The sequence below is a fragment of the Nocardia seriolae NBRC 15557 genome (assembly GCF_007990715.1).
Taxonomy (GTDB): Bacteria; Actinomycetota; Actinomycetes; order Mycobacteriales; family Mycobacteriaceae; genus Nocardia; species Nocardia seriolae.
The window spans coordinates 1-24,283 of sequence record NZ_BJWY01000117.1 but is presented as its reverse complement, the minus strand read 5'-3'; the positions used below and the strand labels follow the sequence as shown (position 1 = coordinate 24,283).

22 protein-coding genes are annotated in these 24,283 nt (G+C 68.2%); 8 read left to right on the top strand and 14 right to left on the bottom strand.

The window, feature by feature from the left end:
* Window positions 1–1,085, top strand: a 1,085-nt coding sequence (locus NS2_RS28105) for a hypothetical protein (protein ID WP_222594891.1), incomplete at its 5' end; no start/stop codon positions are given.
* Window positions 1,086–1,275: 190 nt separating this feature from the next.
* On the opposite strand, the gene NS2_RS28100 is transcribed toward NS2_RS28105, so the two are convergent.
* Entirely contained in the window at window positions 1,276–1,731 is a 456-nt protein-coding gene (locus tag NS2_RS28100; protein ID WP_033090402.1) for a nitroreductase/quinone reductase family protein, read from the bottom strand.
* Between the two features lie 541 nt (window positions 1,732–2,272).
* Between NS2_RS28100 and NS2_RS28095 the strand changes: the two genes are divergently transcribed.
* The 3 genes from NS2_RS28095 to NS2_RS28085 are packed head-to-tail and all read left to right on the top strand — an operon-like array spanning window position 2,273 to window position 5,746.
* Entirely contained in the window at window positions 2,273–3,667 is a 1,395-nt protein-coding gene (locus NS2_RS28095) for an alpha/beta fold hydrolase (protein ID WP_235264005.1), read from the top strand.
* A gap of 46 nt (window positions 3,668–3,713) precedes the next feature.
* Window positions 3,714–4,394 (top strand): response regulator transcription factor, encoded by a 681-nt coding sequence (locus NS2_RS28090; protein WP_033090411.1) that lies wholly within the window; start codon window positions 3,714–3,716, stop codon window positions 4,392–4,394.
* Window positions 4,394–5,746, top strand: a complete 1,353-nt coding sequence (locus tag NS2_RS28085; protein WP_052086904.1) for a HAMP domain-containing sensor histidine kinase — start codon at window positions 4,394–4,396, stop codon at window positions 5,744–5,746. Before NS2_RS28090 ends, NS2_RS28085 begins: the two co-directional genes overlap by 1 nt.
* Window positions 5,747–6,152: 406 nt before the next feature.
* On the opposite strand, the gene NS2_RS28080 is transcribed toward NS2_RS28085, so the two are convergent.
* Window positions 6,153–6,884 (bottom strand): DUF7873 family protein, encoded by a 732-nt coding sequence (locus tag NS2_RS28080; protein ID WP_033090400.1) that lies wholly within the window; start codon window positions 6,882–6,884, stop codon window positions 6,153–6,155.
* 431 nt (window positions 6,885–7,315) lie between these two features.
* Here NS2_RS28080 and gnd point away from each other — a divergent pair, with 431 nt between their 5' ends.
* A complete protein-coding gene (gnd, locus tag NS2_RS28075; RefSeq protein ID WP_033090399.1) occupies window positions 7,316–8,758 on the top strand; it encodes an NADP-dependent phosphogluconate dehydrogenase in 1,443 nt (480 codons plus the stop codon).
* A gap of 71 nt (window positions 8,759–8,829) precedes the next feature.
* Here the strand turns inward: gnd and NS2_RS28070 are convergent, their stop codons facing one another.
* The 8 genes from NS2_RS28070 to NS2_RS28040 form a co-directional block, all read right to left on the bottom strand.
* Window positions 8,830–9,210, bottom strand: a complete 381-nt coding sequence (locus NS2_RS28070) for a hypothetical protein (RefSeq protein ID WP_033090398.1) — start codon at window positions 9,208–9,210, stop codon at window positions 8,830–8,832.
* Window positions 9,211–9,410: 200 nt separating this feature from the next.
* Window positions 9,411–11,054, bottom strand: a complete 1,644-nt coding sequence (locus NS2_RS28065) for an alpha/beta fold hydrolase (protein ID WP_052086903.1) — start codon at window positions 11,052–11,054, stop codon at window positions 9,411–9,413.
* 198 nt (window positions 11,055–11,252) lie between these two features.
* On the bottom strand, window positions 11,253–13,301 hold the full coding sequence (locus tag NS2_RS28060) for a PTS fructose transporter subunit IIABC (protein ID WP_231992924.1): 2,049 nt from the start codon (window positions 13,299–13,301) through the stop codon (window positions 11,253–11,255).
* 105 nt (window positions 13,302–13,406) lie between these two features.
* Window positions 13,407–14,120: a SanA/YdcF family protein gene (locus NS2_RS28055; protein ID WP_052086902.1), complete on the bottom strand. Its 714-nt coding sequence runs from the start codon at window positions 14,118–14,120 to the stop codon at window positions 13,407–13,409.
* Between the two features lie 78 nt (window positions 14,121–14,198).
* Window positions 14,199–14,831 carry a TetR/AcrR family transcriptional regulator gene (locus NS2_RS28050; protein WP_033090397.1) on the bottom strand — a complete coding sequence of 211 codons (633 nt, stop codon included), beginning with the start codon at window positions 14,829–14,831 and terminating at the stop codon, window positions 14,199–14,201.
* A gap of 233 nt (window positions 14,832–15,064) precedes the next feature.
* A complete protein-coding gene (locus NS2_RS36360; protein ID WP_155239315.1) occupies window positions 15,065–15,238 on the bottom strand; it encodes a hypothetical protein in 174 nt (57 codons plus the stop codon).
* A gap of 141 nt (window positions 15,239–15,379) precedes the next feature.
* The gene (locus tag NS2_RS28045) at window positions 15,380–15,895 is read right to left on the bottom strand and encodes a gamma carbonic anhydrase family protein (protein ID WP_033090396.1); all 516 of its coding nucleotides are present in this window, start codon (window positions 15,893–15,895) and stop codon (window positions 15,380–15,382) included.
* A gap of 111 nt (window positions 15,896–16,006) precedes the next feature.
* The gene (locus tag NS2_RS28040) at window positions 16,007–16,966 is read right to left on the bottom strand and encodes a GlxA family transcriptional regulator (protein ID WP_033090395.1); all 960 of its coding nucleotides are present in this window, start codon (window positions 16,964–16,966) and stop codon (window positions 16,007–16,009) included.
* 71 nt (window positions 16,967–17,037) lie between these two features.
* Here NS2_RS28040 and NS2_RS28035 point away from each other — a divergent pair, with 71 nt between their 5' ends.
* Window positions 17,038–17,844: an MBL fold metallo-hydrolase gene (locus tag NS2_RS28035; protein WP_045439203.1), complete on the top strand. Its 807-nt coding sequence runs from the start codon at window positions 17,038–17,040 to the stop codon at window positions 17,842–17,844.
* 164 nt (window positions 17,845–18,008) lie between these two features.
* Window positions 18,009–19,118 carry an alanine dehydrogenase gene (gene ald / locus NS2_RS28030; RefSeq protein ID WP_033090406.1) on the top strand — a complete coding sequence of 370 codons (1,110 nt, stop codon included), beginning with the start codon at window positions 18,009–18,011 and terminating at the stop codon, window positions 19,116–19,118.
* A gap of 108 nt (window positions 19,119–19,226) precedes the next feature.
* On the opposite strand, the gene sigJ is transcribed toward ald, so the two are convergent.
* The 4 genes from sigJ to NS2_RS28010 all read right to left on the bottom strand — a co-directional run bounded on the left by sigJ (window position 19,227) and on the right by NS2_RS28010 (window position 23,042).
* Window positions 19,227–20,192, bottom strand: a complete 966-nt coding sequence (gene sigJ / locus NS2_RS28025; protein ID WP_045439202.1) for an RNA polymerase sigma factor SigJ — start codon at window positions 20,190–20,192, stop codon at window positions 19,227–19,229.
* Between the two features lie 269 nt (window positions 20,193–20,461).
* Window positions 20,462–21,481: a cobalamin biosynthesis protein gene (locus NS2_RS28020; RefSeq protein WP_033090394.1), complete on the bottom strand. Its 1,020-nt coding sequence runs from the start codon at window positions 21,479–21,481 to the stop codon at window positions 20,462–20,464.
* Window positions 21,482–21,546: 65 nt separating this feature from the next.
* On the bottom strand, window positions 21,547–22,530 hold the full coding sequence (locus tag NS2_RS28015) for an SURF1 family cytochrome oxidase biogenesis protein (RefSeq protein WP_033090404.1): 984 nt from the start codon (window positions 22,528–22,530) through the stop codon (window positions 21,547–21,549).
* A 17-nt stretch (window positions 22,531–22,547) separates the two neighbouring features.
* Window positions 22,548–23,042, bottom strand: a complete 495-nt coding sequence (locus NS2_RS28010; protein WP_033090393.1) for a low molecular weight protein-tyrosine-phosphatase — start codon at window positions 23,040–23,042, stop codon at window positions 22,548–22,550.
* 623 nt (window positions 23,043–23,665) lie between these two features.
* Between NS2_RS28010 and NS2_RS28005 the strand changes: the two genes are divergently transcribed.
* Window positions 23,666–24,208, top strand: a complete 543-nt coding sequence (locus tag NS2_RS28005; RefSeq protein WP_062614374.1) for a hypothetical protein — start codon at window positions 23,666–23,668, stop codon at window positions 24,206–24,208.
* Window positions 24,209–24,283: the final 75 nt, after the last annotated feature.

The window sequence follows — 24,283 nt, the reverse complement described above, 5'->3', positions numbered from 1 at the left end:
GTACTAGCCGCGACCCGGGCGTTCGGCACCAGCCGCGGGTGCGGCTGGCTGAGTGCACGCACATAGCCGAGTTGAGCGTGTCAACGGATGTGACGTCTCGGCGAATTTGTAGACTCTGGCGGCCTGATCTTCGTCGGAGTGAGGTGCCCTTCGTGTTCGAAACGTTTGATCGAGTCGTAGTGGTCACCGACCGGTTCACGGCGGTCGGTGTGCAGCGTGGCGCAATCTGCACGGTGATCGATCGACATAGCTCGTGCGAACTCGAACTCGACTATTCCGACGACGAAACCGGCGCGACCATCGTGACGTTCAGCGCCGCTCCCGACGAGTTGGGTCATGTGAACCCGGACATGGCCCATGCTGGTGAATCGGGCGAATTGTCATCGCGGCCAGCCGATATCGTTACCCCGGTCGGGACGGTGGTCCTCTCTACTCGGCTCGGAATGGAGGTGGTCGCCGGTTCGACCTCAGCACGGACTATGCCTTCCGGTGCCGTCCTGCACCACTGGGACCACCCGAGCGCCACGGTCGACGTCGTGACCGGCCAGGTCCGAAATAACCTGTACATCAATCGTGAACCGCTGACCGTGACCGCGCTGTGGGCAGCAATCTGGCAGATTCGGGCTCGATCCCGGGTACCCGAACTGGAATTGCGCGCCGAGCTCACCGATATCCCCACCGACGCCCACCGCAGTCCCGACTGCGGCGAGCACCTCGAAGCCCTGACGATCGACACCACGACCACCATCCTGTCAATGGGCGGACCGGACCTGGAACTGCTTTCCGCACAGGCAGAAACCGGCCGACACCTCCCGCTACGGTGGGCACAGCACCTGCCACGGTCCTGGGCGGACAACGCCACCCAGTACTCCGTCACCTCTTGCTACCCGGCTCAGCTGACCTGGCGGCTCCCCGATCTCGAGCCCGGCGAAGCAATCGAACTCTGCGTCGCCATCGCCTGGCGACCGCAACCGGCACCCCAGGATCCGAACAATATCGATGCTTGGCTGGCAGTCGACTTACCGATCGGTGACGCTCTCGAACAACTGCTACCGTCGGCCGGGTCTGCTCCACACCGGGCGTAGTGTCCACAAGCCGAACGGCTCATCGGATCCCGAAACCACCATCCTGTAATGGCACCCGCGCGGTCCGCGGCGGCCAGGGCGGCCCAACCGAAGATCGACGGCCCCGGGGCATCTCGGGGCCGTCGCTGTGTCCGCGCATGCCGCGTACCGGGCGGACCGGATCGGCCATCGAGGCGTGGACGAGCCGTTATCAGGCCGGTTCGCAGATAACCACGGGGATATCCCGCGGAGTGCTGCGCTGATATCCGTCGTACGGGTTGCCGAAGCCGCGGGTGGTCGCGGGCCAGAGCTCGGCCTTCTCCTCCGCGGACGCGGTGCGCGCGATGTACGGCTTGGTCTCTCCGCGCACGGTGATCTCCACATTGGGGTGGGCAACGAGATTCAGATACCAGGCAGGGTTGTGCGAAGCGCCGCCGAGCGAGGCGATCAGGACGATCTGCTCCGGAGCGAAAACGGGCGAGCTCAACAACGTGGAACGCCGCTGACCGGTCTTACGACCGATGGTATGCAGCTCCAACGCCTGCATCGAGCCGAGCCTGTGCGGCCAGCGACCACCGGTCAGCTTCAACAAGGTTCGATGTCCGTTTTCCAGCACCCATGCGCCGCTTTCCGCGACCCAGTCGGGGGTCTTCTGCTTGTCGCCCATGGCCTCTCCCCTTCAGTTGGCTGACATCTTGTGTCGACATGTTCACGAGCCTTCGTGACTGCATCATGTGTGACCGCTCCGAGTCAACGACCGGAGCCGTCACGAGCCAGAACACCCCGTACTGCCGAATGCCGAGTGGCACAAAATCCGTAACGAAATCAGACAGACGCCCCAGTACTGTGCCACTCGGTGATGTGAATCGCCTGTATGTGTTCCGCTCTGACACCAGCTTCGATGACGAGATCGTCGATTTTCTCGACTTCGTCGACGCTCGTTTCTGACCAGCTGCGGCGGGTGGTGCGTGCGTGGGGTGACGGCAGTCGGTGGGCGGTGATTCTTACACGGCTTTGTCATTGGGTTGAATCGGGTTTGAAGTCCGCTGCGCAGGATTTCGGTGAGCCGCTCGGAGAGGCCGGGCGGGAACGGGTGAGGGAGTCGTGGGATGCGCGCGGGAATACGCACGGGGGTCGGGGTTGCGGCGGTTGTGGCTGTTGTGGCCGGGGTGGTTGCGGGATGTGGTGCGGGGGAGGGGGATTCGGCGGTGCCGTGGTGTCCGGTGGTGGAGGGGTACACGGTGGATTGCGGGACGGTGTCGCGGGGGCTGGTCGACGGGCGGGGTGATCTCGGGGCGGTCGAGGTGGGGTATGCGGTGATCAGGCATCGGGGTGGGGAGGGGGCGGTGGGTACCGTGCTGCCGAATCCGGGTGGGCCCGGGGTGCCGATGGTGTCGCATGCGGTCGAGGCGGCGGCGGTTACGGCGGATCTGCTCGCCGATCATGATGTGTTGTTGATCGATCCGCGCGGGACGGGGGTGTCGGGGGCGATCGATTGCGGTGTGGGGGCGGACGAATACCAGTTGGGTACCCGGGAGCAGCAGCGTGCGGCGGTGGGGCGGTGCGCGGATCGGTTGGGGGACAAGGCGGCCGGGTATACCTCGGCGGCCACCGTCGACGACTTCGATGCGGTGCGGGCGAAGCTGGGAATCGACAAGCTGATTCCGTATGGCATCTCCTACGGGACCTATCTGATGCCCATCTACGCGCAGCGTCACCCGGAGCATGTCGCCTCGATGGTGCTGACGGGTGCTTACGCCAGCGACCACGACCCGTTGCAGCGGCCCAATGCCGCGGCGGTATCGCTGTCGCTGCAACGCATCTGCGAGCGCAGCCACGCCTGCGCCGGTGCGGTCGCCGTCGACGATCTGCGCACGGTGGCCGCGCGACTGCGCGAACGGCCGATCGCGGTGTCGGCCAAAAGTGAAGTGCTGCTGACCGAGTCGAAGCTGGCGAGCCTCGTCTTCGAGGCCGGTACCAGCAGCCTCGGCGAGCGCCCGGAGGCCATGACCCCGCTGGGCATGCTGCCCGCCGCCCTGCACGCCGCGGTGCGCGGTGACGACAGCGGACTGGCCGAATTCGTCCGGCTCACCACCGAGGAACCGGCCTACGAGAACATCGGCCTCTATATCGCGTTGTCCTGCAACGACTATCAGCCGCTGTGGTCGCCGGAGGCGGCACTGCCGGAGCGTGAGCGGCAGTACCGGGACCGCCTGGCGGGGGCCGCGAACGACTTCGGGCCGTTCAGCGCCGAGGGTTTCGCGGGCGGCCAGCGCGACGGCGGTGACGCCTGCCTGCGCTGGCCCGGCATCCCCGGCCACCAGCGGCCCGACCAGGTCGCCACGCCGCTGCCCGACGTCCCGGTGCTGGTGCTGTCCGGAGACCTGGACGCGGTCACGCCCGACGCCAATGGCAAGCAGCTGGCCGCGAAAATCACGCACTCGACCTTCGTCTCGGTGCCGAACACCGGGCACGTGCCCGACCTGGAGCCCTCCGGCTGCGTGAGCGGCATCGTGGCCCGCTTCGCGCGCACCGGGACGGTCCAGGGCGCGGAGTGCGCCGCGTCGCTGCCGCCGATCGTCGTGGCACCGGTCACGAACTGACGGGTGACCCGCGATGACGACAGCCGCCACCGACCAGACTGACCGGGTGACATCACCGAAAGTGCTCGTGGTCGAGGACGATCCGAATGTGCGCAGCACCCTGGAGCAGCTGCTGCGGTTCGAGGGGTACGAGGTGTGCCTGGCCGGGGACGGGCGGGAGGCCCTGGACCTGCTCGAAACGGACCGGCCGGATCTGGCGGTGGTGGATGTCGTCATGCCCCGCATGGACGGGCTGTCGCTGTGCCGGACACTGCGCCTGTGCGGGGACCGGCTGCCGATCCTCGTGCTCACCGCGCGCGGACTGGTCGGTGACCGGGTGGCCGGACTCGACGCCGGGGCCGACGACTACCTGGCCAAGCCCTTCGACACCGAGGAACTGCTGGCCCGGCTGCGCGCGCTGCTGCGGCGCAGCGCACCCGACGAACCCGCGGTGCTGACGGTCGCCGATCTGAGCCTGAACCCGGCGACCCGGGAGGTCCGGCGCGGGGACCGGGTGCTCGAGCTGACCCGCACCGAGTTCGACGTGCTGGAACTGCTGCTGCGCAACGCGCCCGTGGTGCTCACCAAAGGCCAGATCTACGAACACATCTGGGGCTACGACTTCGACACCGAATCGCGGTCGCTGGATGTGTACATCGGCTACCTACGACGCAAGACCGAGGAGGGCGGCGCGCCCCGGCTGATCCAGACCGTGCGCAATGTCGGCTTCACCGTGAAGGCGGTGTGATGCGGACCCGGCTCACGCTGGTCGCGCTGGCCACCACGGTGGCGGCCATCCTGATCGCCATGATCACCGCGTACCGCAGCGTGACCCCGCTGGTCGTCGATCAGGTCGATCGGGGGCTCGCGGACCGGGCCGCCACCGTGGCGGCGCTGCTGGACGCCGGGACCCTGCCGCCGGTGCGCCCGGACATGACCGAACAGCTGCTGCTGCCCGACGGCACCGTGCGCATGCTGACCCCGGGCCGGGATCCGTTGCCGGTCAACGACTCCGATCGCGCCGTGACGCGCGGCGGACAGGGTGGCGGGCTGGACGAGATCACGGTCGGCGCGGTCACCTACGGCGTGCTCACCCAACCCCGGCCCGGCGGCGGCGCGCTCATGGTCGGCCAGAACTACACCGAGGTGCTGCGTCTCGATACCCAATTCCGTTGGCGCACAGCGTCGATAACCGCCATCGCCGTGCTGGCTGCGGCATTGGTCAGCTGGCTCGCCATCGGCGCGGTGCTGCGCCCGCTGCGGCGGCTGACGGCTGCGACCCAGCGCATTACGACCACCCGCGACCTGTCCACCGTGCTGCCCGACGCGGGCCGCGACGAAATCGGCGATCTCACCAGAGATTTCAACGCCATGCTCGCGGCCTTGCGACTGTCGCGGGCGCAACAGCACCGACTCGTCCAGGATGCCGGGCACGAATTGCGCACCCCGCTCACCTCCGTGCGCGGCAGTGCCGAACTGCTGCAACGGGCGAACGGCAGACTCGACCCCGCCGACGCAGCGAAGGTGCTGACCACCCTCGTCCAGGAGGCCAAGGCCCTCGACGCCCTGGTCGGCGAACTCGTCGAACTGGCGACCGACCGGTACACCGATGAGCCGCCGGCCCGGGTAGCGCTGCCGGATCTCGCCGAGGCGTGTGCGCAGCGCTTCCGCCGCCGAACCGGGCGGATCATTACGGTGCGAACCGAAACCCCAACGGGCGACATCGAAGACGGCCCGTCACCCTCCGACGACTCGCGCGCCGTCACCGCACGACCGCGAGCCCTGACCCGCTGCGTCGACAACCTCCTCGACAACGCCCTCAAGTTCAGCCCGCCCGACACCGACGTCGAAATCCGGGTCCGCCCGGGCGAACTGAAGGTCCTCGACCGCGGCCCCGGTATCGCCCCCGCCGACCACCGCGCCGTCTTCGACCGCTTCTACCGAACCGACCGCACCCGCTCCATGCCCGGTTCCGGCCTGGGCCTGGCCATCGTCCACGACATCATCACCGCCCACGCGGGCACGGTCTTCGTCACCGACCGTCCCGGCGGCGGCACCGAAATCGGATTCCGGCTACCCGCCGACGAATTGCGGAAATAGGGAAACCCCGGGGCGTAGCCTGCCCCGGGGCTTCGGTGGCCGCCCAATTGCGGCACGCCGACACGTTTAAGAACCGGCTCAGTCTGAAATTAACGTGACGCTCTACGTTTGAGCTACCGCCCATCGGTGGCTGGGCGGGCGGGAGTTGAACCCGCAGCCTTCACGCTGACAACCCGTTCCTTCGATTCGGCGTTCGGCGGCGAATGCTGAAGCTGGAGCGATAATGTGAGTTTGAGTCGACCGCGGTGCCTCTACCGATTGGGCTATCCCGCCGTGGATGGCGGGAGAGGGATTCGAACCCCCACTGGGCCGCTGAGCCGATCACATTGAACTTCGGTTTCAGCTTGCGCTCCTTGCGCACTGCCGACTCTAGACCGGGCAGCCCCGGTCAGCCAACGGAATATGTTCAGCCGAACAGGTATCCGAAGACGTCCGCGCCCAGCTTGCGCTGCGTGACCTCGGCATTGTTGGCCTCCTCGCGCGCGAACTTCACCGCCTGCTGCAACTTCTCGATGCGCTCGGTGAGCTCATGGACGCGCTTGGCGGGCAGCGCGCCGGAGAACTTGATGGTGCGCCAGTAGCCGACCACCACATCCTCGTGATACACCTCGACCTGTGCCGGATGCTTTTCCGTCGCTTCGGCTTTCACATGGTTGCGCGGAATCTTCTTGGTGCGCACCGTCTGTACCGGCTCGGTGGCGTAGCAGTCCGCGGCGTCGTCGTACTCCCAGGACTCCGCGGCATCCAGCACCGGCAGCTTGCGCACGAAGGTGTGCAGGTCCACCAGCTGCTTCTCCAGGAACAGCAGGTAGGTGATGGGCGCGTCCGCCACCAGCGTGCGCCCGTCCACCACCACCGACGCGGTCGCGGTGGTGTTCGCCCAATCCTTGGTCGCGACAACGTCGAACAGTTTGGTCAGGATCTCCGCCGTGGTCTGCAAGACCTCCTCGGACCGCACCTGCACGCGCGTCGACTCGGGCGGCAGCTGCTCACCCTTCTCGTCCTTGGGACGGTAGGTGCGCGAGATACCGCTCAGCAGCGGGTTCTTGGCCAGCTTGTGGTGGGCCTCGGTGAGATCGGAGAAGGTCCGGGACTTGATCCCTTTCTCGACGGCGACAATCTGATTCAAACGTGTCATCCGGGCACTGTATCGGCGCAACTAGGCTGGCGGCCAGTGGTTTTCGAGCAACCTTCGACGATGTGGACGGGTCGGCGGCTGGAGGCGGGCGCGGTGCCGTAGCTGCCGGGGCCACGGGAATCGCGGGTATGGATGACCGGCCGGGTGTCGTGGTGGCCGGCCGCTGCCCTGGGCTGTGCTTGATCCCGCTCGTCGAGTCCGCGCCCGGCCGAGTGGATCGACCGGTGGCTCACCGCCGACCCCGGCGACGCCGCGAACCGGTCCCTCACCGGCCACGGGACCGTCCGAGTCGCCCGGCTGCCCGGGGTCCCTCGGTGTGACGGAACCCGACCGGGTAGAAAAGGGTATGGCGTCGTGGAGCGTCCGGGATGCCGCCGCCGGAGCTGAATTCGTGCGGTCATTACACCTGTCGAACGGAGAGAGGCTGTTTCATGGCGACCTCGGAAGCGCGCGCCCAGATCGGCGTGACCGGCCTTGCGGTCATGGGTAGCAATATCGCCCGGAACTTCGCACGGCACGGCTACACCGTGGCCCTGCACAACCGCAGCATCGGCAAGACCGACGCGCTGTTGGAGGCGCACGGCGGCGAGGGTGATTTCGTGCGCACCGAGACCGTCGAGGAGTTCGTGGCCGCGCTGGAGAAGCCGCGCCGCGTGCTCATCATGGTCAAAGCCGGTGACGCCACCGACGCGGTGATCGAGGAGCTGGCCGCGGCCATGGAGCCCGGCGACATCATCATCGACGGCGGCAACGCCCTCTACACCGACACCATCCGCCGCGAGGCCGCCATGGCCGCGCGCGGGCTCAACTTCGTGGGCGCGGGCATCTCCGGCGGCGAGGAGGGCGCGCTGAACGGGCCCGCCATCATGCCGGGTGGCCCGAAGGAGTCCTACGAGTCGCTGGGTCCCATGCTGGAATCCATTGCGGCGCAGGTCGACGGCGCCCCGTGCTGCACCCACATCGGCCCCGACGGGTCCGGCCACTTCGTGAAGATGGTGCACAACGGCATCGAGTACGCCGACATGCAGCTCATCGGCGAGGCCTACAACCTGTTCCGCGACGCGCTGGGCTTCGACGCCAAGCAGATCGCCGACGTGTTCACCCAGTGGAACTCCGGTGAGCTGGAGAGCTACCTGGTGGAGATCACCGCCGAGGTGCTCGAGCAGGTCGACGCCAAGACCGGCAAGCCCCTGGTCGACGTGATCGTCGACGCCGCCGAGCAGAAGGGCACCGGCCGCTGGACCGTCAAGTCCGCGCTGGACCTGGGCATCCCCGTGACCGGTATCGCCGAGGCCGTCTTCGCCCGCGCCCTGTCCGGCTCGCGCACCCAGCGCGCCGCCGCCAAGGGCCTGGCCTCCGGCATCCTCGGCGAAAAGCCCACCGACGTCGCCGAATTCACCGAGGCCATCCGCCAGGCCCTCTACGCCTCCAAGATCGTCGCCTACGCCCAGGGCTTCGACCAGATCGCCGCGGGTTCCGCCGAATACAACTGGGACCTGCACCCCGGTGACCTGGCCACCATCTGGCGCGGCGGCTGCATCATCCGCGCCCGCTTCCTCAACCGGATCAAGGAAGCCTACGAGGCCGACCCGTCCCTCCCGTCCCTGATCCTCGCCCCGTACTTCCGCGAGGCCATCGAGACGGCGATCGACAGCTGGCGTCGAGTGGTCGTGGTCGCCACCCAGCTCGGCATCCCGGTCCCGGCCTTCGCCTCCTCGCTGTCCTACTACGACGGCCTGCGCGCCGAGCGCCTCCCGGCCGCCCTCACCCAGGGCCAGCGCGACTTCTTCGGCGCCCACACCTACGAGCGCATCGACGCCGAGGGCAAGTACCACACCTTGTGGAGCGGTGACCGCAGCGAGGTTCCCGCCTAATCCTCGACAGCTCAATCTGTTTCACGCGCGGAGCGGGTAGGTGCCACCACGGCGCCTACCCGCTCCGCGCTTCACGGTCTCGAATCCACCCAGTGATCGATGGCGTTCACGTCCATGCTCAGCAGTTCGCCCACGTCCGCGGAGGTGAGGCCGCGCGCGAGCATCTCCCGTGCCGCGTGCAACAGGGTCGACTCCTCGCAGGCGACGGCGCGTTCGCGGGCGGTGCGGGCGGCCTCCAGATCGCCCACCAGGTCGGCGACCGATTCCACGTAGAGCTCGAAACGGGCGGTGCCGGGCGGGGATCCGGTGTACGCGGTGATCAGTTCGGTGACGAGGGCGCGGGCTCGGGTCAGGGTGGGGGCGGGGAAGGGGTCGATGTCGTCGGGCAGGCCGAAGACCGTGACGGTCCAGCCGTCGCCGACGGGGGTGGCGGTGGCGATGTAAGTGGTCATCGCTGGTAACTCCTTTGTTTCCGGCGGTCACACAGGGCCGGAGGCAAAGGGATCGGGGGGTGCGACCGACTTGACGTGTCATTGCAGTTTGAAGCCGCGCGCTGGGGGTGGGGGACACGGCGCGCGTGATCTAGGTAATATGCGCGCGCTTACCGGCGGTGGCAGGCAAAATGCCCGCTACCGCCGGGAGATCGGAGGGATCAGGGCGCGATCGGGATGTCGATGTGGGCGGGGCCGGTTTCGCTCGAGAGGGTGAGGATGCTGCCCGTCGGGTTCTCGTCACCGTAGAAGTCGTCCGCGGTGTCGATGATCAGGACCAGCTTGTGGGTGATGGGCACGTAGAAGTCGGTGGCCTGGAGACGGACCCGTAGCGGGGTGGGTTGTGCCGGTTGGTCATTGGTGATGGTGGCCGCGGCGTGGGTGATGATCCGCATGGTGCCGGTGACGGGCTCGAGGTCGAAGAGGTAGCTGACGAGGGTGGCCGTGCGGCCGGAGGGGGTGACGGTCAGTTCCAGCTCGGGGATGCCCGCGATGCGGTGCGGTTTGAGGAACAGGTGCGGGGTGATCCAGACGGCGGCGCGGGTGCGGTCCACATCGGCGAGCCGCTGGCGACCGGGCATGAACAGGCGTTCGCGGATGCCGTCCATGACCAGCTGCTTCGCGACCCGGACCTGCGAGGGGCCCTGCTGGATGCTCGGACTGCTGACCGGCGGCTGCGCCAACAGCAGTGTGCCGTCGGAGGATCCGGTCTCGGGGGCACGAAGATAGTAGGGCCGCAACGGTTTCGCCCACGAGGCCAGATCGGGTGCGGTGGTCATGGTGAAGCTGTGCATGGTCTCGGTGTGCACGACGCCGTCGCGGTCGATGTCGTTGTCCGCGTCGAGCAGGTAGCGGTCGAGCCAGTCGTAGGCGGCCTCGGTGGTGCGGGTGTAGACGCCGAGGGTCAGGCCGAGCACCTCGACGGCGCTGTGGTCGCCGATCGCCACGTCCAGGCGCTTGGGGCCCGAGAAGTCGTTGAAGTATTCGAGGAGCTGGTTCTGCGGGAAGATCGTCTCGTGCCAGAAGCTGGTGAAAAAGGTCGGCACATCACGTCTCCGGGAGCGATCCAGCCGGGCGGGGGATCTGGGCCGGGCGTACTCGAGCACCTCGTCGATATCGGTATTGGCGAAGAAGGATTCGAGCACCTTCGTCAGCTCGTCGCTGGGTTCCTCGCTGATCCCGGCGAGGGCTTCCGCGGCCGCGATGTGCCGGGTGTCGTTGTCGTAGAGGGCCTGGCCCAGGTCGGCCCAGGTGCTCAGCGCGACAACGGCTTTGACCCTGTCATCGGCGTGGGCGACCAGCTGGCTGATGCCGGAACCGTAGGAGATGCCCATCATTCCGATCCGGTCGGGGTCGGCCTGGAGTTCCGCGTCGCCCAGGGCCCAGTCGATGACCGCGGATCCGTCCGCGACATCCTCGGGCCCGGCGACGGTCAGCTTGCCCTTGGATCCGGGCAGGCCGCGTTCGGTGTAGGCGACGACGGCGTAGCCGCGCAGCAGCAGTCGGATGATGGTGCCGCCGTACATCTTCCAGCCGGTCTTGTCGAGTCCGGCGGGCAGCACGACCAGCGGGTGCGGGCCGTCGGTGCGCGGCCAGGCCGCGAGCGCGTCGAGCCCCACGCCCTGGTATCCGGGGATCTCCACGTTGCGGATCCCGCACAGTCCGCGCACCGCCGCGACGTCGGAGGTGACGTAGGTGTTCACACCGGTGGTATCACCGGTGAGCAGGTCGTTCACGAGCGCGAGGACATCGGCTTCCTGTTCCGGTGTCAGCAGGCGCAGTGGACTCGAATTTGCTTGCGACATTTCAGATTCCCTTTCCGAATGTAAAGGGAATTCGCGAATTCACCAGGGGTGGATGGCTTTTGCCGATCCGTTGGTATGGACGATCGTACAACGCCGATGATCGGCCGTGGGCGAATTCGGAATGCGCGAGTTCCTTTGCTTGCCAGCGCTTTTGGCAAAACGACTTGTCGGTATTTCAGATAGGTGGAGGTGAAGCCGCTAAACGCTCGCGGCCGGTTGCTGAATCTCGCCGAGAATTTCGAGAATGGCGGCACGGTCCGGTGCCGCCAGCAGTCGCTCGCGGAAGGCCGGATCCATGAGCTTGCGGGCCAGCAGGGCCAGGATGCGCAGGTGCTCGTCACCGGCGGCGGCCAGCGGGACCGCGATCATGAACACGAGTTTGGCGGCATTGCCGTCGGGGGAGTCCCAGTCGATGCCCTGCGGGGCCCGCGCGAAGGCCACCACCGGGGCCGTCACCGCATCGGTTTTGGCGTGCGGGATGGCGATTTCGTCACCCAGGCCGGTGACGCCCTCGGCCTCGCGGCGCAGGGCGGCGGCCAGCAGTTCGTCCGGGTCGGTGACCTTGCCGCTGCGGGCCAGTAGCGCGGCCATCTCGCGAATGGCGGACTGCTTGTCGGTCGCCGCCAGGACCGGCTGCACCGTGCGCTCGGTGAGCGCGCCGTCGAGGATCTCCGGTTCGGTCGTCGCGGAAGCCGGTTCGGTTGCGGCGGAGGCCGTTTCGGTGACGGTGACCGCGGTTGCGGCCGGACCCTCACGGCGGGACCGGAATTCGATCAGCGCGATCGTCAGCACCGCCGTCACCACCGTGCCCGCGAGCACGGCGACGAAGAACATCGGAATCCCCTCGATCGCGCCCAGCAGCGCCACGATCGGCCCGCCGTGCGGCACCGCGTCACCGACCCCGGCCACACCGGCGATCGCGCCCGCCACCGCGCCGCCGATCATATTGGCCGGAATCACCTGGGCCGGACGGGAAGCCGCGAACGGGATCGCGCCCTCGGAGATGCCGAAGAAGCCCATGAACAGCGACGCCAGCCCGGCCTCGCGCTCCTGCTCGTCGTAGAGCGGGCGGCGCAGCAGCGTGGCCAGGCCCTGCCCCAGCGGCATCACCGGAATGGCGGCTGCCGCCATGCCCATGACCGACAGATTGCCGGTGGCGATCAACCCCGCGCCGAACAGGAAGGCGGTCTTGTTGACCGGCCCGCCCATGTCGAAGGCGATCATCAGGCCCACGATCGCGCCGAGCGCGATGGCGCTGGTGCCGGTCATGCCGCCGAGCCAGGTGGTGAGGTGCTCGAAGACGAAGGAGATCGGATGGCCGATGGCGTAGATGAAGAACAGGCCCACGCCCAGGGTGGCCAGGATCGGGATCACGATGATCGGCATGATCGGCTGGGCGAACCTGGGGACCTTGACCTTCTTGATCCACAGCACCAGATACCCGGCCAGGAAACCGGTCACGATCGCGCCCAGGAAGCCCGCGCCCGCCTTGGAGTCGTAGAGCGCGCCGGTATTGGCGATCCAGCCGCCGACCATGCCGGGTACCAGCGCCGGGCGGTCGCCGATGGCGTAGGCGATGTAGCCGGACAGGATCGGCACCATGAGGGTGAACCCGATACTGCCGATCTGGTTGACGCTGTACCAGATCGAATCCTCGGGGATGACCAGGCCGCCCGAGGGATCGGTGTGCCCGCCCAGCGACAGCGAGATGGCGATGAGCAGACCGCCGACCGCGACGAACGGGATCATGTAGCTGACGCCGTTCATGAGCGCCTTGAGCGCGACGCTGCGTTCGCCCGCCCCGGACGCCGGGCCCGAATCACCGGCTCCGCCTTCGTGAACGGGTGCGGTGCGGACGTCCTCGATGAGCTTCTCCGGGTGCCGGATGCCCTCCGCGACCGGCACGATCAGCACCCGCTTGCCGGTGAAGCGGCTCAGATCGACGTCCTTGTCGGCGGCGATGATGACACCGTCGGCCGCGGCCACATCGGCGCGGGTGATCGCGTTCTCGACGCCGATCGAGCCTTGGGTCTCGACCTTCATGTCGATGCCCAGCGCCGCGGCGGCCTGGCCGAGCTTCTCGGCGGCCATATAGGTGTGCGCGATGCCCGCGGGGCACGCGGTCACCGCGAGCAATGATCGGTGCGGCGGGGCGTCGCTGCCCGGCGATGTGTCCTTGTCGGGCGATGTGTCCTTGTCCGGCGATGCGCCAATGACTTCGGATTCCGCCCGCACAGCATCGCTCACGCCGCGATCTCCTTCGAACGCACGCCTTTTGCTCCGACGCTTGCATTCTGCTCGGCGCGAGTGCCGATGGCAAAGACTCAGCTATTGAAATTCGGTGTCAGCGGATCACTGCTGCGGTGCGGCCATGGCGTCGCGGACCGAGGTCTCCTGCTTGCCGCGGAAGGTCGGCTCGGGCCGGAAGAGGATGGAGTAGACGGCCTTGGTGTCGGCCAGCTGATCGCGCAGCCAGTTCCTGCGGTAGACATCGCCGTGCACCTGCGTGTCGTCCCCGACCGCGGTGGCGTCGATGCCCGCCGCGCGGCACATGGCCACGGTGCGCGGCAGGCTGAAATCCTGGGTGACCGCGATGGCGGAGGTGACGCCGAAGACGTCGTGGGCGCGCACGCAGGATTCGTAGGTGCTGAAACCCGCGTAGTCGACGGCGATCTTGGCGGCGGGGACGCCGTGGGCGATCAGGTAGGCGCGCATGGTCGTCGGCTCGTCATAGCTCGGGCGGCCGTTGTCGCCGGTGAGCAGCAGTGCCTTCACCTTTCCCGCCTCGAGCAGCCGGCGGCCGAGCTCCAGACGGGCGGCCAGATAGTCGGAGGGGCGGCCGTCGCGCTTGACCTCCGCGCCGAACACGATGGCCACGTCCGCCTGCGGCGCGGAATCCACGCCGTACTCGTACTTCCGATTGGCGATGCGGATCCACAGATCGCAGCCGACCACCAGGACGAGGACCAGGACCACGCCGGTCAGGCAGATCTTCGCGACGCGGCGCGCGGGAAACCAGGCGGCGACTCGTTTTCGGGCGGAGCGGAGGGCGGCGCGGTACTGCATGGCCGCCAGTCTGCCGGAAACAATCTGCCGGAAACAAGAGGAATGTCCGAAGGAGTTTTCGTGGAGATACCGTGTGGTTCAGACCGGCTGTACGCCGATCATCGGCAGAATCGTGCGCCGCGCGAAGTCTCGGGCCGCCGCCTCATCGGTCAAGGGAATCAGGCCATCCGGCGTCAACACCAGCGACTGCCCCAGGCGGGCGAGCACTTCCGCGACCAGTTCCGCGTCGAAGGCGGGCGCGTCACCGGATTGCTGTAGCGCGCTCAGCTTTTCGGCCAGGTAGGCGCGGCCCACCGCGAGGATCGGCCCGGCCTCGGTGGTGAGGCGCGGCAGGATGGTCTCCGGCTCGGTGCGCAGCAGTCGTTGCAGCAGTTTGTTGTTCGCCAGCTGGGTGATGAACGCGACGAAGATCTCGACCAGCTGGTCGTCCACCGCGTGCCCGTTGCCGGTGGCCTGCTGCACCCGCTTGTCGATCTCGGCGATGAACAGCTGCGCCTCGCGCACGCCCACCGCGGCTACCAGGTCGTTCTTGGATTCGAAGCGCCGGTACAGCGTGGCCGGGCTGATGCCGGCGCGACGCGCTATCTCCCCCATGCTGGTTCGCTTGATCCCGAAGTCGAGGAAGGCCGACAGCGCACTCTCCAGCAGCTGTTCGCCCTCGGCCCGCGGCTTCTCCAGGATGCGTTGCAGGATGGTGGGAACGGACGGCATCGAGTCTCCAGTCGATCGGGTCGGCGACCGCGACATTGCGGTGAAGGCCCGGTACCGCGGTGAACCGTGCGGGCGCACAACGGTGAACCGTGCGGGCGTACGGGGGTGAACCGAACTGGCGCACAGCGGCGAACTGCGCAGTCGCACAGTCGTACACGGGCCGTGCCGCATTATCGCATCGGTGGATGGTAGCGATACACGCCGTGTCCGACCATCGGACATGGCGTGCCCGCTCAGTGGACGTTCAGGGCCGCCATTTCCCATTCGATCGCATTAGCCGCGAAATCCCGGCCATTGGAACGTAATTCGTGGACCCGGCGTTGCAACGCCTCGATCCCCCCGGGCTGCGCGGCGATATCGGCCACGCTGATCCGCCGTCGGTGCATACCGTCGTGCTCGTACGACACCGTTGAAACCTCCTGCTAGCCCCGAGCGCGCACCCGGTCGGCGGCGGCAGAGCCCGGGCCGCCGGGAACGCTTCGCCCGATGCTAGCAGCGGCCTATATGGTCGCTTGTTCAGTGTGGGGCTTCTCACACGCCCCCTTCGGTCACGCCTCTTGACCCTGCTTGTGCAGCGACGTGTTGTGCAGGTACGCGGCGGCATTCAGGCGAATGTGATCACGCTCGGCCTCGCTCAGCTCCCGGCGCAGCTTGCCGGGTACTCCGGCCACCAGCGAGCCCGGCGGAATCTGCGCGCCCTCGGGTACCAGCGCATTCGCGGCAATCAGGCTGCCCGCCCCGATCACCGCGCCGTTCAGCACGGTCGCCCCCATGCCGATCAGCACATCGTCGCCGACCGTGCAGCCGTGCAGAATCGCATTGTGGCCCACCGAGACTCCCTCGCTCACGGTGCACGGGAAGCCGGGATCGGCATGCAGCACACACCCGTCCTGAATATTGCTGCGCGCCCCCACCGAGATCTCGTCCATGTCCCCGCGCAGCACCGCCGAATACCAGACGCTCACTTCGGCTTCCAGCCGCACCCGGCCGACCACGGTGGCATTCGGCGCGATCCACGCGCTCTCGTCGATCTGCGGCGCATGCTCGCCCAGCTGAATCCTCATGCCCCCGAACCTAGCCCTCCGCCGCCCGCGCCTCCCCGCGGGATCAAGGTCAGGGAGCTCTGACCGAGGGAATTTGTCCGGTTCCCCGCGCTGGGAGCTCCCTGATCTCGATCAGTTGCGGCGGAAGAGGGCGCGGTGGGCGGCGGGGGTGGTGCCCAGCAGGCGGTGGAAGTGGTGGCGGAGGTTGACGCCGGTGCCGAGGCCGGAGTCCGTGGCGATGCGGTCCATGGTGTCGTCGGTGGATTCCAGGAGCAGGCGGGCGTGGTCGACGCGCTGCTGGAGCAGCCACTGCTGGGGGCTGGTGCCGGTGCGGTCGCGGAAGCGGCGGGTGAAGGTGCGGCGCGACATGAGGGCGGTGCGGGCCCAGCCGTCGAGGTCGAGGGGTTCGTCCAGATGTGTTCTGGCCCAGACCATGGCGTGCTCGATCGCGTCCTGATCGGCGGACTCGGGCACGGCGACCGGGATGTACTGGGCCTGCGAACCGCTGCGGTGCGGGGCCAGCACCAGGCGGCGGGCGAGTTCGGCGGCGGCGCGGCTGCCGTGATCGGAGCGCACCACGTGCAGGCAGCAGTCGAGGGCGGCGGCCACACCGGCGGAGGTGATGATGTCGCCGTCGTCGGACCAGAGGGTGTCGGCGCGCACCCGCACGGCCGGGTACGCGCGGCCCAGCTCGGCGGCGGCCGACCAGTGCGTGGTGATCTCGCGGCCGTCGGCCAGCCCGCTGGCGGCCACCGCCCACGCGCCCAGGCACAGGCCCACGATGCGAGCGCCGCGGGCGTGCGCGCGGTGCAGAGCCTCGCGAATCGGTTCGGGCAGTGGACGATCGCGCTCCCAGCTGGGGATCACGATGGTGCCCGCGGTGTCGGCCGCCGACAGTCCGTGGGGCACGACCAGGTCGAAACCCGCGGGGGTGGAAAGGGATCCGGGCTGTTCGGCGAAAACGGTGACCCGGTAGGGGCTGCCGTCCTGGCCGCCCGCGCCGATGCGGCCGAAAACGAGGGTCGGAACGGAGAGGTGGAAAGGGCTGATGCCGTCGTAGGCGAGGACGGCCACCTCGTGCGGAGCTGGCATGGCCCGATTTTATCGAACAGCGGCCTTCGGGCCACTGTCGGGAGCACGGCCGGAGCAGCAGACTCGACGGCATGACGAACACGATCGACGCAGCGGCCACGATCGACACCGCGGCCACCACCCTCGAAATCCTGCACATCGGCGGTCCCACCGTGCGATTCGAGTACGGCGGCCTGACCTGGCTGACCGATCCCACCTTCGACGAGCCCGGCGACTACCCCGGCCCGGTGACCCTCTACAAGCTCACCGGCCCCGCTGTTCCGGTGTCCGCGATCGGCCCGATCGACGCGGTGCTGCTCTCGCACGATCAGCACGCCGACAATCTCGACGCCGCCGGGCGGGCGCTGCTGCCGAGCATCGAGCACGTGCTGTCCACCCCGGACGCCGCCGGGCGCATGGAAGGCGTTCGGGGACTGGCGAACTGGGAATCGACGCGAATCGGCGCGGTGACCGTCACCGGCGTGCCCGCGCTGCACGGGCCGGAGGGCTGCGAGAGCCAGACCGGCGTGGTCACCGGATTCGTCCTGGCGGCCGAGGGGCTGCCGACCGTGTACGTCTCCGGTGACAATGCCTCGGTCGAGTACGTGGAGCGGATCGCGGAACGCTTCCCCCGCATCGATATCGCCATCCTCAATGTCGGTGCCGCGAACGTCGACCGCTTCGGCGATATCGACCTGACCCTCAACGGCCGCACCGCCGCCAAGGCGTCGGCCGCGCTGGGCGACGCCGTGATCGTGCCCGTCCACGCCGAGGGCTGGGCCCACTTCTCCGAGCACCTCGACTACCTGACCCACCGCTTCACCATTGCCGGGCGCGACCATCTGCTCCGGTTCCCGACCCCCGGCGAGGTGCTGGCGGTCGCCGCGACGGCATCCTGACCGCCACCACCACCGGCGCGATTCGCACCGCCCGCCCGCCAACCGGTTTCGGTGGATTTCGGAGGCGGGCCGGAACGGCCTCGGGGTTGCTGTTCGATAGCGGCATCGGAAATCGGGTCGTGGCGGTCATGGCGGGCGGGGCGCGGCGGGTCCACGATGGCGGTATGAGAATCGGGGTTCCACGGGAGGTCAAGGAGCAGGAGTATCGGATCGCGCTGACCCCGGCCGGTGCCGGGGAGCTGACGCGGCACGGGCACGAGGTGCTGATCGAGGCGGGCGCGGGCATCGGATCCGGGTTCGGCGACGCGGACTACCTCGCCGCCGGGGCCCGCATCGCGCCCGGCCCGGAACAGGTGTGGGGCGAGGCCGAGCTGGTGCTGAAGGTGAAAGAGCCCATCGCCGAGGAGTATTCGCGCATGCGGGAGGGACAGGTGCTGTTCACCTTCCTGCATCTGGCGGCCTCGCGCGAATGCACCGACGCCATCCTGCGGTCGGGTATCACCGCCATCGCCTACGAGACGGTGCGCGCCGCGGACGGGTCGCTGCCGCTGCTCGCGCCCATGAGCGAGGTGGCGGGCAAACTCGGCGCCCAGGTCGGGGCGTATCACCTGATGTCACCGCAGGGCGGGGCGGGCGTGCTGCTCGGCGGGGTGCCGGGGGTGCGGCCCGCGGACGTGGTGGTGCTCGGAGGCGGGGTGGCGGGCAGCAATGCCGCGGTGGTCGCGGTCGGCATGGGGGCGCGAGTCACCGTGCTGGACACCAATATCGCGCGACTGCGGGAACTCGACGCGCGCTTCGGCGGGCGGGTCGCCACCATCGGCTCGAATGCGGCCGAGGTCGAAAAGGCGGTGCTGGCAGCGGATCTGGTGATCGGGTCGGTGCTGGTGCCCGGGGCGCGGGCGCCGAAACTGGTGTCCGACACCCTGGTCGCGCACATGCGGCCCGGATCGGTGCTGGTGGATATCGCCATCGATCAGGGCGGCTGCTTCCAGAGCTCGCGGCCCACCACGCACGCCGAACCGACCTTCCACGTGGCGGATTCGCTGTTCTACTGCGTGGCGAACATGCCGGGCGCGGTGCCGCACACCTCCACCATCGCCCTCACCAACGCGACGCTGCCCTACGCCCGGGCCATCGCGGACCGGGGCTGGCGCGACGCCTGCGCCGTGGATCAGGGCCTGGCGCAGGGGCTTACGGCGCATGCGGGGCAGCTGTACTCGCCCGAGGTCGCCACCGCCCACGGGCTCCGGCCGGTGACCCGCATCGCCTCCTGAGACCGGCATGGCTGCTGAGACCGGCGTCGTGTCCTGAGCATGCCGCGGGCCCGCGACCGAAAGTGGTTGCGGGCCCGCGGTCTTACGGCTCGAGCAGTGGGCTTCGGTTCAGGATCGGGTGCCGGGTTCGGGGCGGGTGTCGGCCTGCTCGCCCAGTGGCCAGTCCGGCTCGGCATCGTCGGGCAGATGGATCTTGTCGGGATTGCGGACCACGTCGATCTTGGTGATGCGGCCCTCGTCGATGGTGAACGAGAAGACGCCGGTGTTCTTGCCGTCGAACACCACCAGGCCCGGGCGGCCGTTGACCAGCACCGAACGACCCCACGCGCCACCGATATCGGAGGCGACCGCGAGGAAGCCGAGCAGGGTCTGGGCCACCTTCTCCGCGCCGTGCATGGGATGCAGGAAGGCCTGCACCTTGCCGCCGCCGTCGGAGGTGAAGGTGACATTGGAATCCAGCACGCCCAGCAGCGCGCTCAGGTCGCCGGAACGCCAGGCCACCGCGAAGGCGGACACCACCTTCTCGTGCTCGTCCGGGCTGGCCGGGAAGCGCGGCGTGCCGTTCTCCACGTGTTTGCGGGCCCGCGAAGCCAATTGGCGCACGGCCGCCGGCGTCCGGCCGACCACCTCGGCGACCTCCGGGCCGGTCATGCCGAAGACGTCCTGCAGGACGAAGGCGGTGCGCTCGGCGGGGGACAGGGATTCCAGCACCACCAGCAGCGCGGTGGTGACGCGTTCGTCCTGCGAGATGCGATCAGCGGGATCGTCCCAGGTGGTGATCTCCGGCTCCGGAAGCCATTCGCCCACATACTGTTCGCGCCGCGCCCGCGCCGAGCCGAGGTGATCGAGGGCCAGCCGCCCGGTCACGGTGGTCAGCCAGGCGCGCAGATTCTCGATCTCCGCGTCCTCGGGGCTGGTGTCGTAGTACCGCACCAGCCGCAGCCAAGCCTCCTGCACCACATCGTCGGCGTCGCTGAGACTGCCGAGCGTGCTGTAGGCGACCCGCCGCAGATACCCGCGGTGCTCCTCGCACTCCCGCGCCAACTCCGCCTGATCGCGCCCGCCACCACTCATCGCACCCTCATTCGTTCACGCCCGCCCGGTCGGTCGAGCCGTCTACAGAGCCGACGAAACCGCTCGGCCGACTGTGACATTCCCGCCCCTGAATCTATCGAAAACAACCGTCCAGTCGCTCGAGGCGATGGTCTGAGCGTGGGCCGAAGCCCGATGGTGCACCGAGATTCAGCAGCGGGAGCGACCCGCCGAACCGAGCCTGCCTCGCCGAACCGGCCTCGCTGGATCGGGCCGGCCCGACGGGATCGCGCCAGCCTGGCCGGACCGAGTCAGTGTCGCTGGACGGCGGCCGCGGCCGAGGCGATCGTCGCGGCGATCTGGACCGCCTCGGACAGCCGTACCGCGCGGCGCAGATCGCGCACCCGCGGCACCGGGCCGTCACCGAGCGTGGGGCGCAACTCGACCCCGTGCCGGTACTCGGTCTTCCCGCCCAGCGTCACTCCGAGCGCACCCGCCATCGAAGCCTCTGCCACACCGGCATTCGGACTCGGATGCTCGGCTGCACCCCGCCGCCAGGCCCGCCACGCATCGGCGGGCCGCCCGCCCACCACCGGGGCCAGCGCGACGGTGATCAGCCCGCTGACCCGCGCGGGCACCAGATTCGCGACATCATCGGTCCGCGCGGCCGCCCAGCCGAATCGGCCATAGCGTTCGTTCCGGTAACCGATCATCGCGTCGAGGGTGTTCACCGCCCGATACGCCAGCAATCCGGGCACTCCGGCGACCGCGCCCCAGAACAACGGGGCCACAGTCGCATCGGAGGTGTTCTCCGCGATCGATTCCAAGGCGGCCCGAGCCAGCCCATCGGCGTCCAGCACCTCCGGATCCCGGCCGCACAGCGACGGCAGCAACTCCCGCGCGCCGTCGATATCCCCGGATTCGAGCCGATCCGCCATGGCCCGCCCGGTCTTCGCGAGCGTCGTCCCGCCCAGCACCGTCCAGGTCGCGGCCGCCGTCAGCGCCGTCGCACCGACCGCGCGCGTAATCGCCTCGTATCGGCCGCGCTCGATGCCTCCGGCCCGGATCGCAGTGCGCCGCCCCGGTATCCGCCACTCGGACGCACCCCGTCCGGCCACCGCCCGGCACAACCCGATCCCCAGGCCCGCGACCGCTCCGACCAGCACGATCTCATGCGCCACCCCGGCCGCCCGGTCGTCGCGGTAGGTGAGCTGCTCCACCCGCATTGCCGCCGTACCGAATCCGGCCACCGGATGCCCGCGCCGCGGATCGCCCAGCACCCGATCCAGTCCGAACCCGAGCAGCAGCCCGACGGCAGTCACCTTCCCCATACGCACCCGGCGAGGCTATCCGAGCCCCGCACCGCGTCCGGCCGCGGCCGGACCTCGCGACCCGCTCAGCGCCGGGTGCCGCCGTAGCGGTCGGCGAGGCGGGCCTCGTTGGGTGTGGGCTTCGGGGCAGGGGCTGGGTCGTTGGGCTTCGCGGACTTGGGGGATGGCGTCGGGTCCGCCGGGGCGGCGGGTTCGCCGGAGGCCGGTGACGCCGCTGCGGGGGATTCGGCGGGAGAATCTGCGCGCGTGGCCGATTCGGGCTCGCCGGTGGCAGCCGGTTGCGCGGCCTCGGCCTTCTCCCGGCGGCGGGCGCGGATCTCCGCCCAGACGAAGTAGCCCAGGCCCAAGGGGGCCATGATGCCGAAGGCCAGCCATTGCAGGCCATAGGAGAGGTAGGGGCCCGCGTCCAGCTGAGGGAGGGCATCGGGGGTGAAGGCTCCCGGCTGGCCGGGTTCGAGCTGGAGGTAGCCGCCCAGGCCATCGGTGGGGATGGGGGTGAGGGGGAGGCCCATCACGGTGGCCTCCTGCTGGGTGTCGGTCGTATAGACCTGGCGGTAGCCGTCTTCCGTCATCGGGAGTTTCTTCTCGATGACGCCCTCGGACGCGCGGACCCGAGCCTCCAGACGCTGGGTCCCGGCGGGCGGGGCGGCAATGGCCGGGGGATGGGTACCGCCCTGGGCCGCGGCGATATTGCCCCGGTCCACCAGCAGGGTGCGGCCGTCGTCGAGCCGGAAGGCGGCGAGCACCGTGTAGGCGGGCTGGCCGTCGAGGTGGCGCAGGCGCACCAGCACGGTCGAATCAGGAACGTACGAGCCGTCGGCGGTGACACGGTGCCACTCGGTGTTCTTGCCGTTGCTGGACAGCACGGTGGTGATGTCCACCGGGTCCGCGTGCACCGAATTCGCTATCCGGTCATTGCGTTCGGAGGTCCGGGTGTTCTTCCCGAGCTGCCAGGGGGCCAGCACCGAGAAACACAGGTAAGCGAAACCCGCGACCACCACGGCCAGAATCAGCCAACTGGGCCGCAGCAGAAAGGTGAAGCGCCGCAGCAGCGAGGTTTTCGAACTCATTCGACGCGGCCTCCGGATTCGGCCTCACCCAGCTGTTCGCGCACCCAAGCCAGCAGTCCCGGCACGGCCGCCTCGATCTGCTCGCGCACCAACGCGAAGTCGGCCTGGTCGCCGTAGTACGGGTCCGGCACCGAGCGCCCGTCCGCGAGCGGGTCGAAACTGCGCAGCAGCCGTCGCCGATCCGACGGCACCCCGAGCCGCGCCAACTCCCGCTCGTGCCCGGTGTCCAGCGCCACAACCAGATCCGCGTCCCGATGCTCGACCCCGATCACCGCCGCACTGTGCCCGGTCGGATACCCGTGCACCCGCAACTCCTTGTTCGTCCGGTAATCGGCCTCGTCCCCGACATGCCAACTCCCCGTCCCAGCACTACTCACCCGCACCCGATCCGCCAACCCGGCCCGCTCCAGGTACGCCGCGAAAATCTTCTCGGCCATCGGGGACCGGCAGATATTGCCGGTGCAGATGAAGGTCACGTGCAGTTCACCCATGATTGCCCAGCTCAGACATGGTTTTCAGGCTGCTTTCGTCTCCGCATTTTCGGCCTTGGCAGGGTTCCGGCAAGGTGCAGGGCTGTAAGCCTTGTCTATGGCAACCGCCACCCGGCCTAGGTCGGTATCGAACAGGTTCGCGTACAGCTTCAAGGTAATCGACGGGTCCGAGTGCCCGAGCATCCGTGCCAGCACCGAGGCGTCCAGGCTCCCGCTGCGGCAATCAGTGTGACGGCGATCGTGAGGCGCCCAGCGTGGGTCATCGGCGGAGCGGGCTGGCCGGATCGGGGATCCGGGCAGGGGCCTTCCCATCTCGCTGGGGACTGTCTGAATGGAATACCCCATGACCTCCAGTGCTGGATTAGTGGGTCACAGTCCTTTCGTCGACCACCGGATAGTTACCTCGTTGTGGCATTCGGTTTTCCCAGCTCGCATCTGGATAATTCTTGCTCAGGGCAAACGAAGAGAGACATTATGGACATGCAGGTACTGGGAGTTACATTACCCGCAATGACTCTTCGTAGCTGTAATGGATTTGGATGGGAAACCGAATGGTCCGTATCTGGATAACATTTTTCTGACCCGGGTGGACGCCAGGCTTTGGCTTATGGATGATCCCTCCTATGGACCTCTCGCAACCCATGGCTCCGGCCGAATATTGGCCGACCTATACCCCGCCGACGACGTCCCCGCTTCTGATCATCGCTGCTTTCCTGACGCCCATCGGGGCGGCCTTCGGCACGGCGGTCATGGCTACTGTTACCAGCCGTAACAAAGAACGAGAGCTCTCGCGGATGTACGCCGAGAAGGGAGACCAGCTCCTGAAGTTGGAGCAGTGGCCAGTGTGCGCGGGTCAGCAGTCTCCGTCGGGTATGGCGTATGAAGCGCAGTGCAAGTCGCTCGAACTGGTCACTGAAGATATCGCCAAGTTGGAAGCGAAGATAGCTCGCCGAGTGAGCTTCCGTGATGCTTGGTTGGCGGGTCTCAGGGTCGGCGCCCTCGTTGGCTTCGTGTTCATGTTTATTGCAACCTATACCGCTATATACCTCTGTGTTCGGAATATGTCCATCTTCTCAACGGCTTATCCTTGGTCGTGGTTGAGCTGTGGCTTCCTTGTCGGTTTTGCACGCGGTTGGCGAGAAAAGAACGGCAAATGGAAGATCTAAACGCAAGTGGATCGATCCGCTGAAGCCCGCGCCCGCAAGCGTGGGCTTCTTTGTTTCCCAGGTTCGAGATCCTCC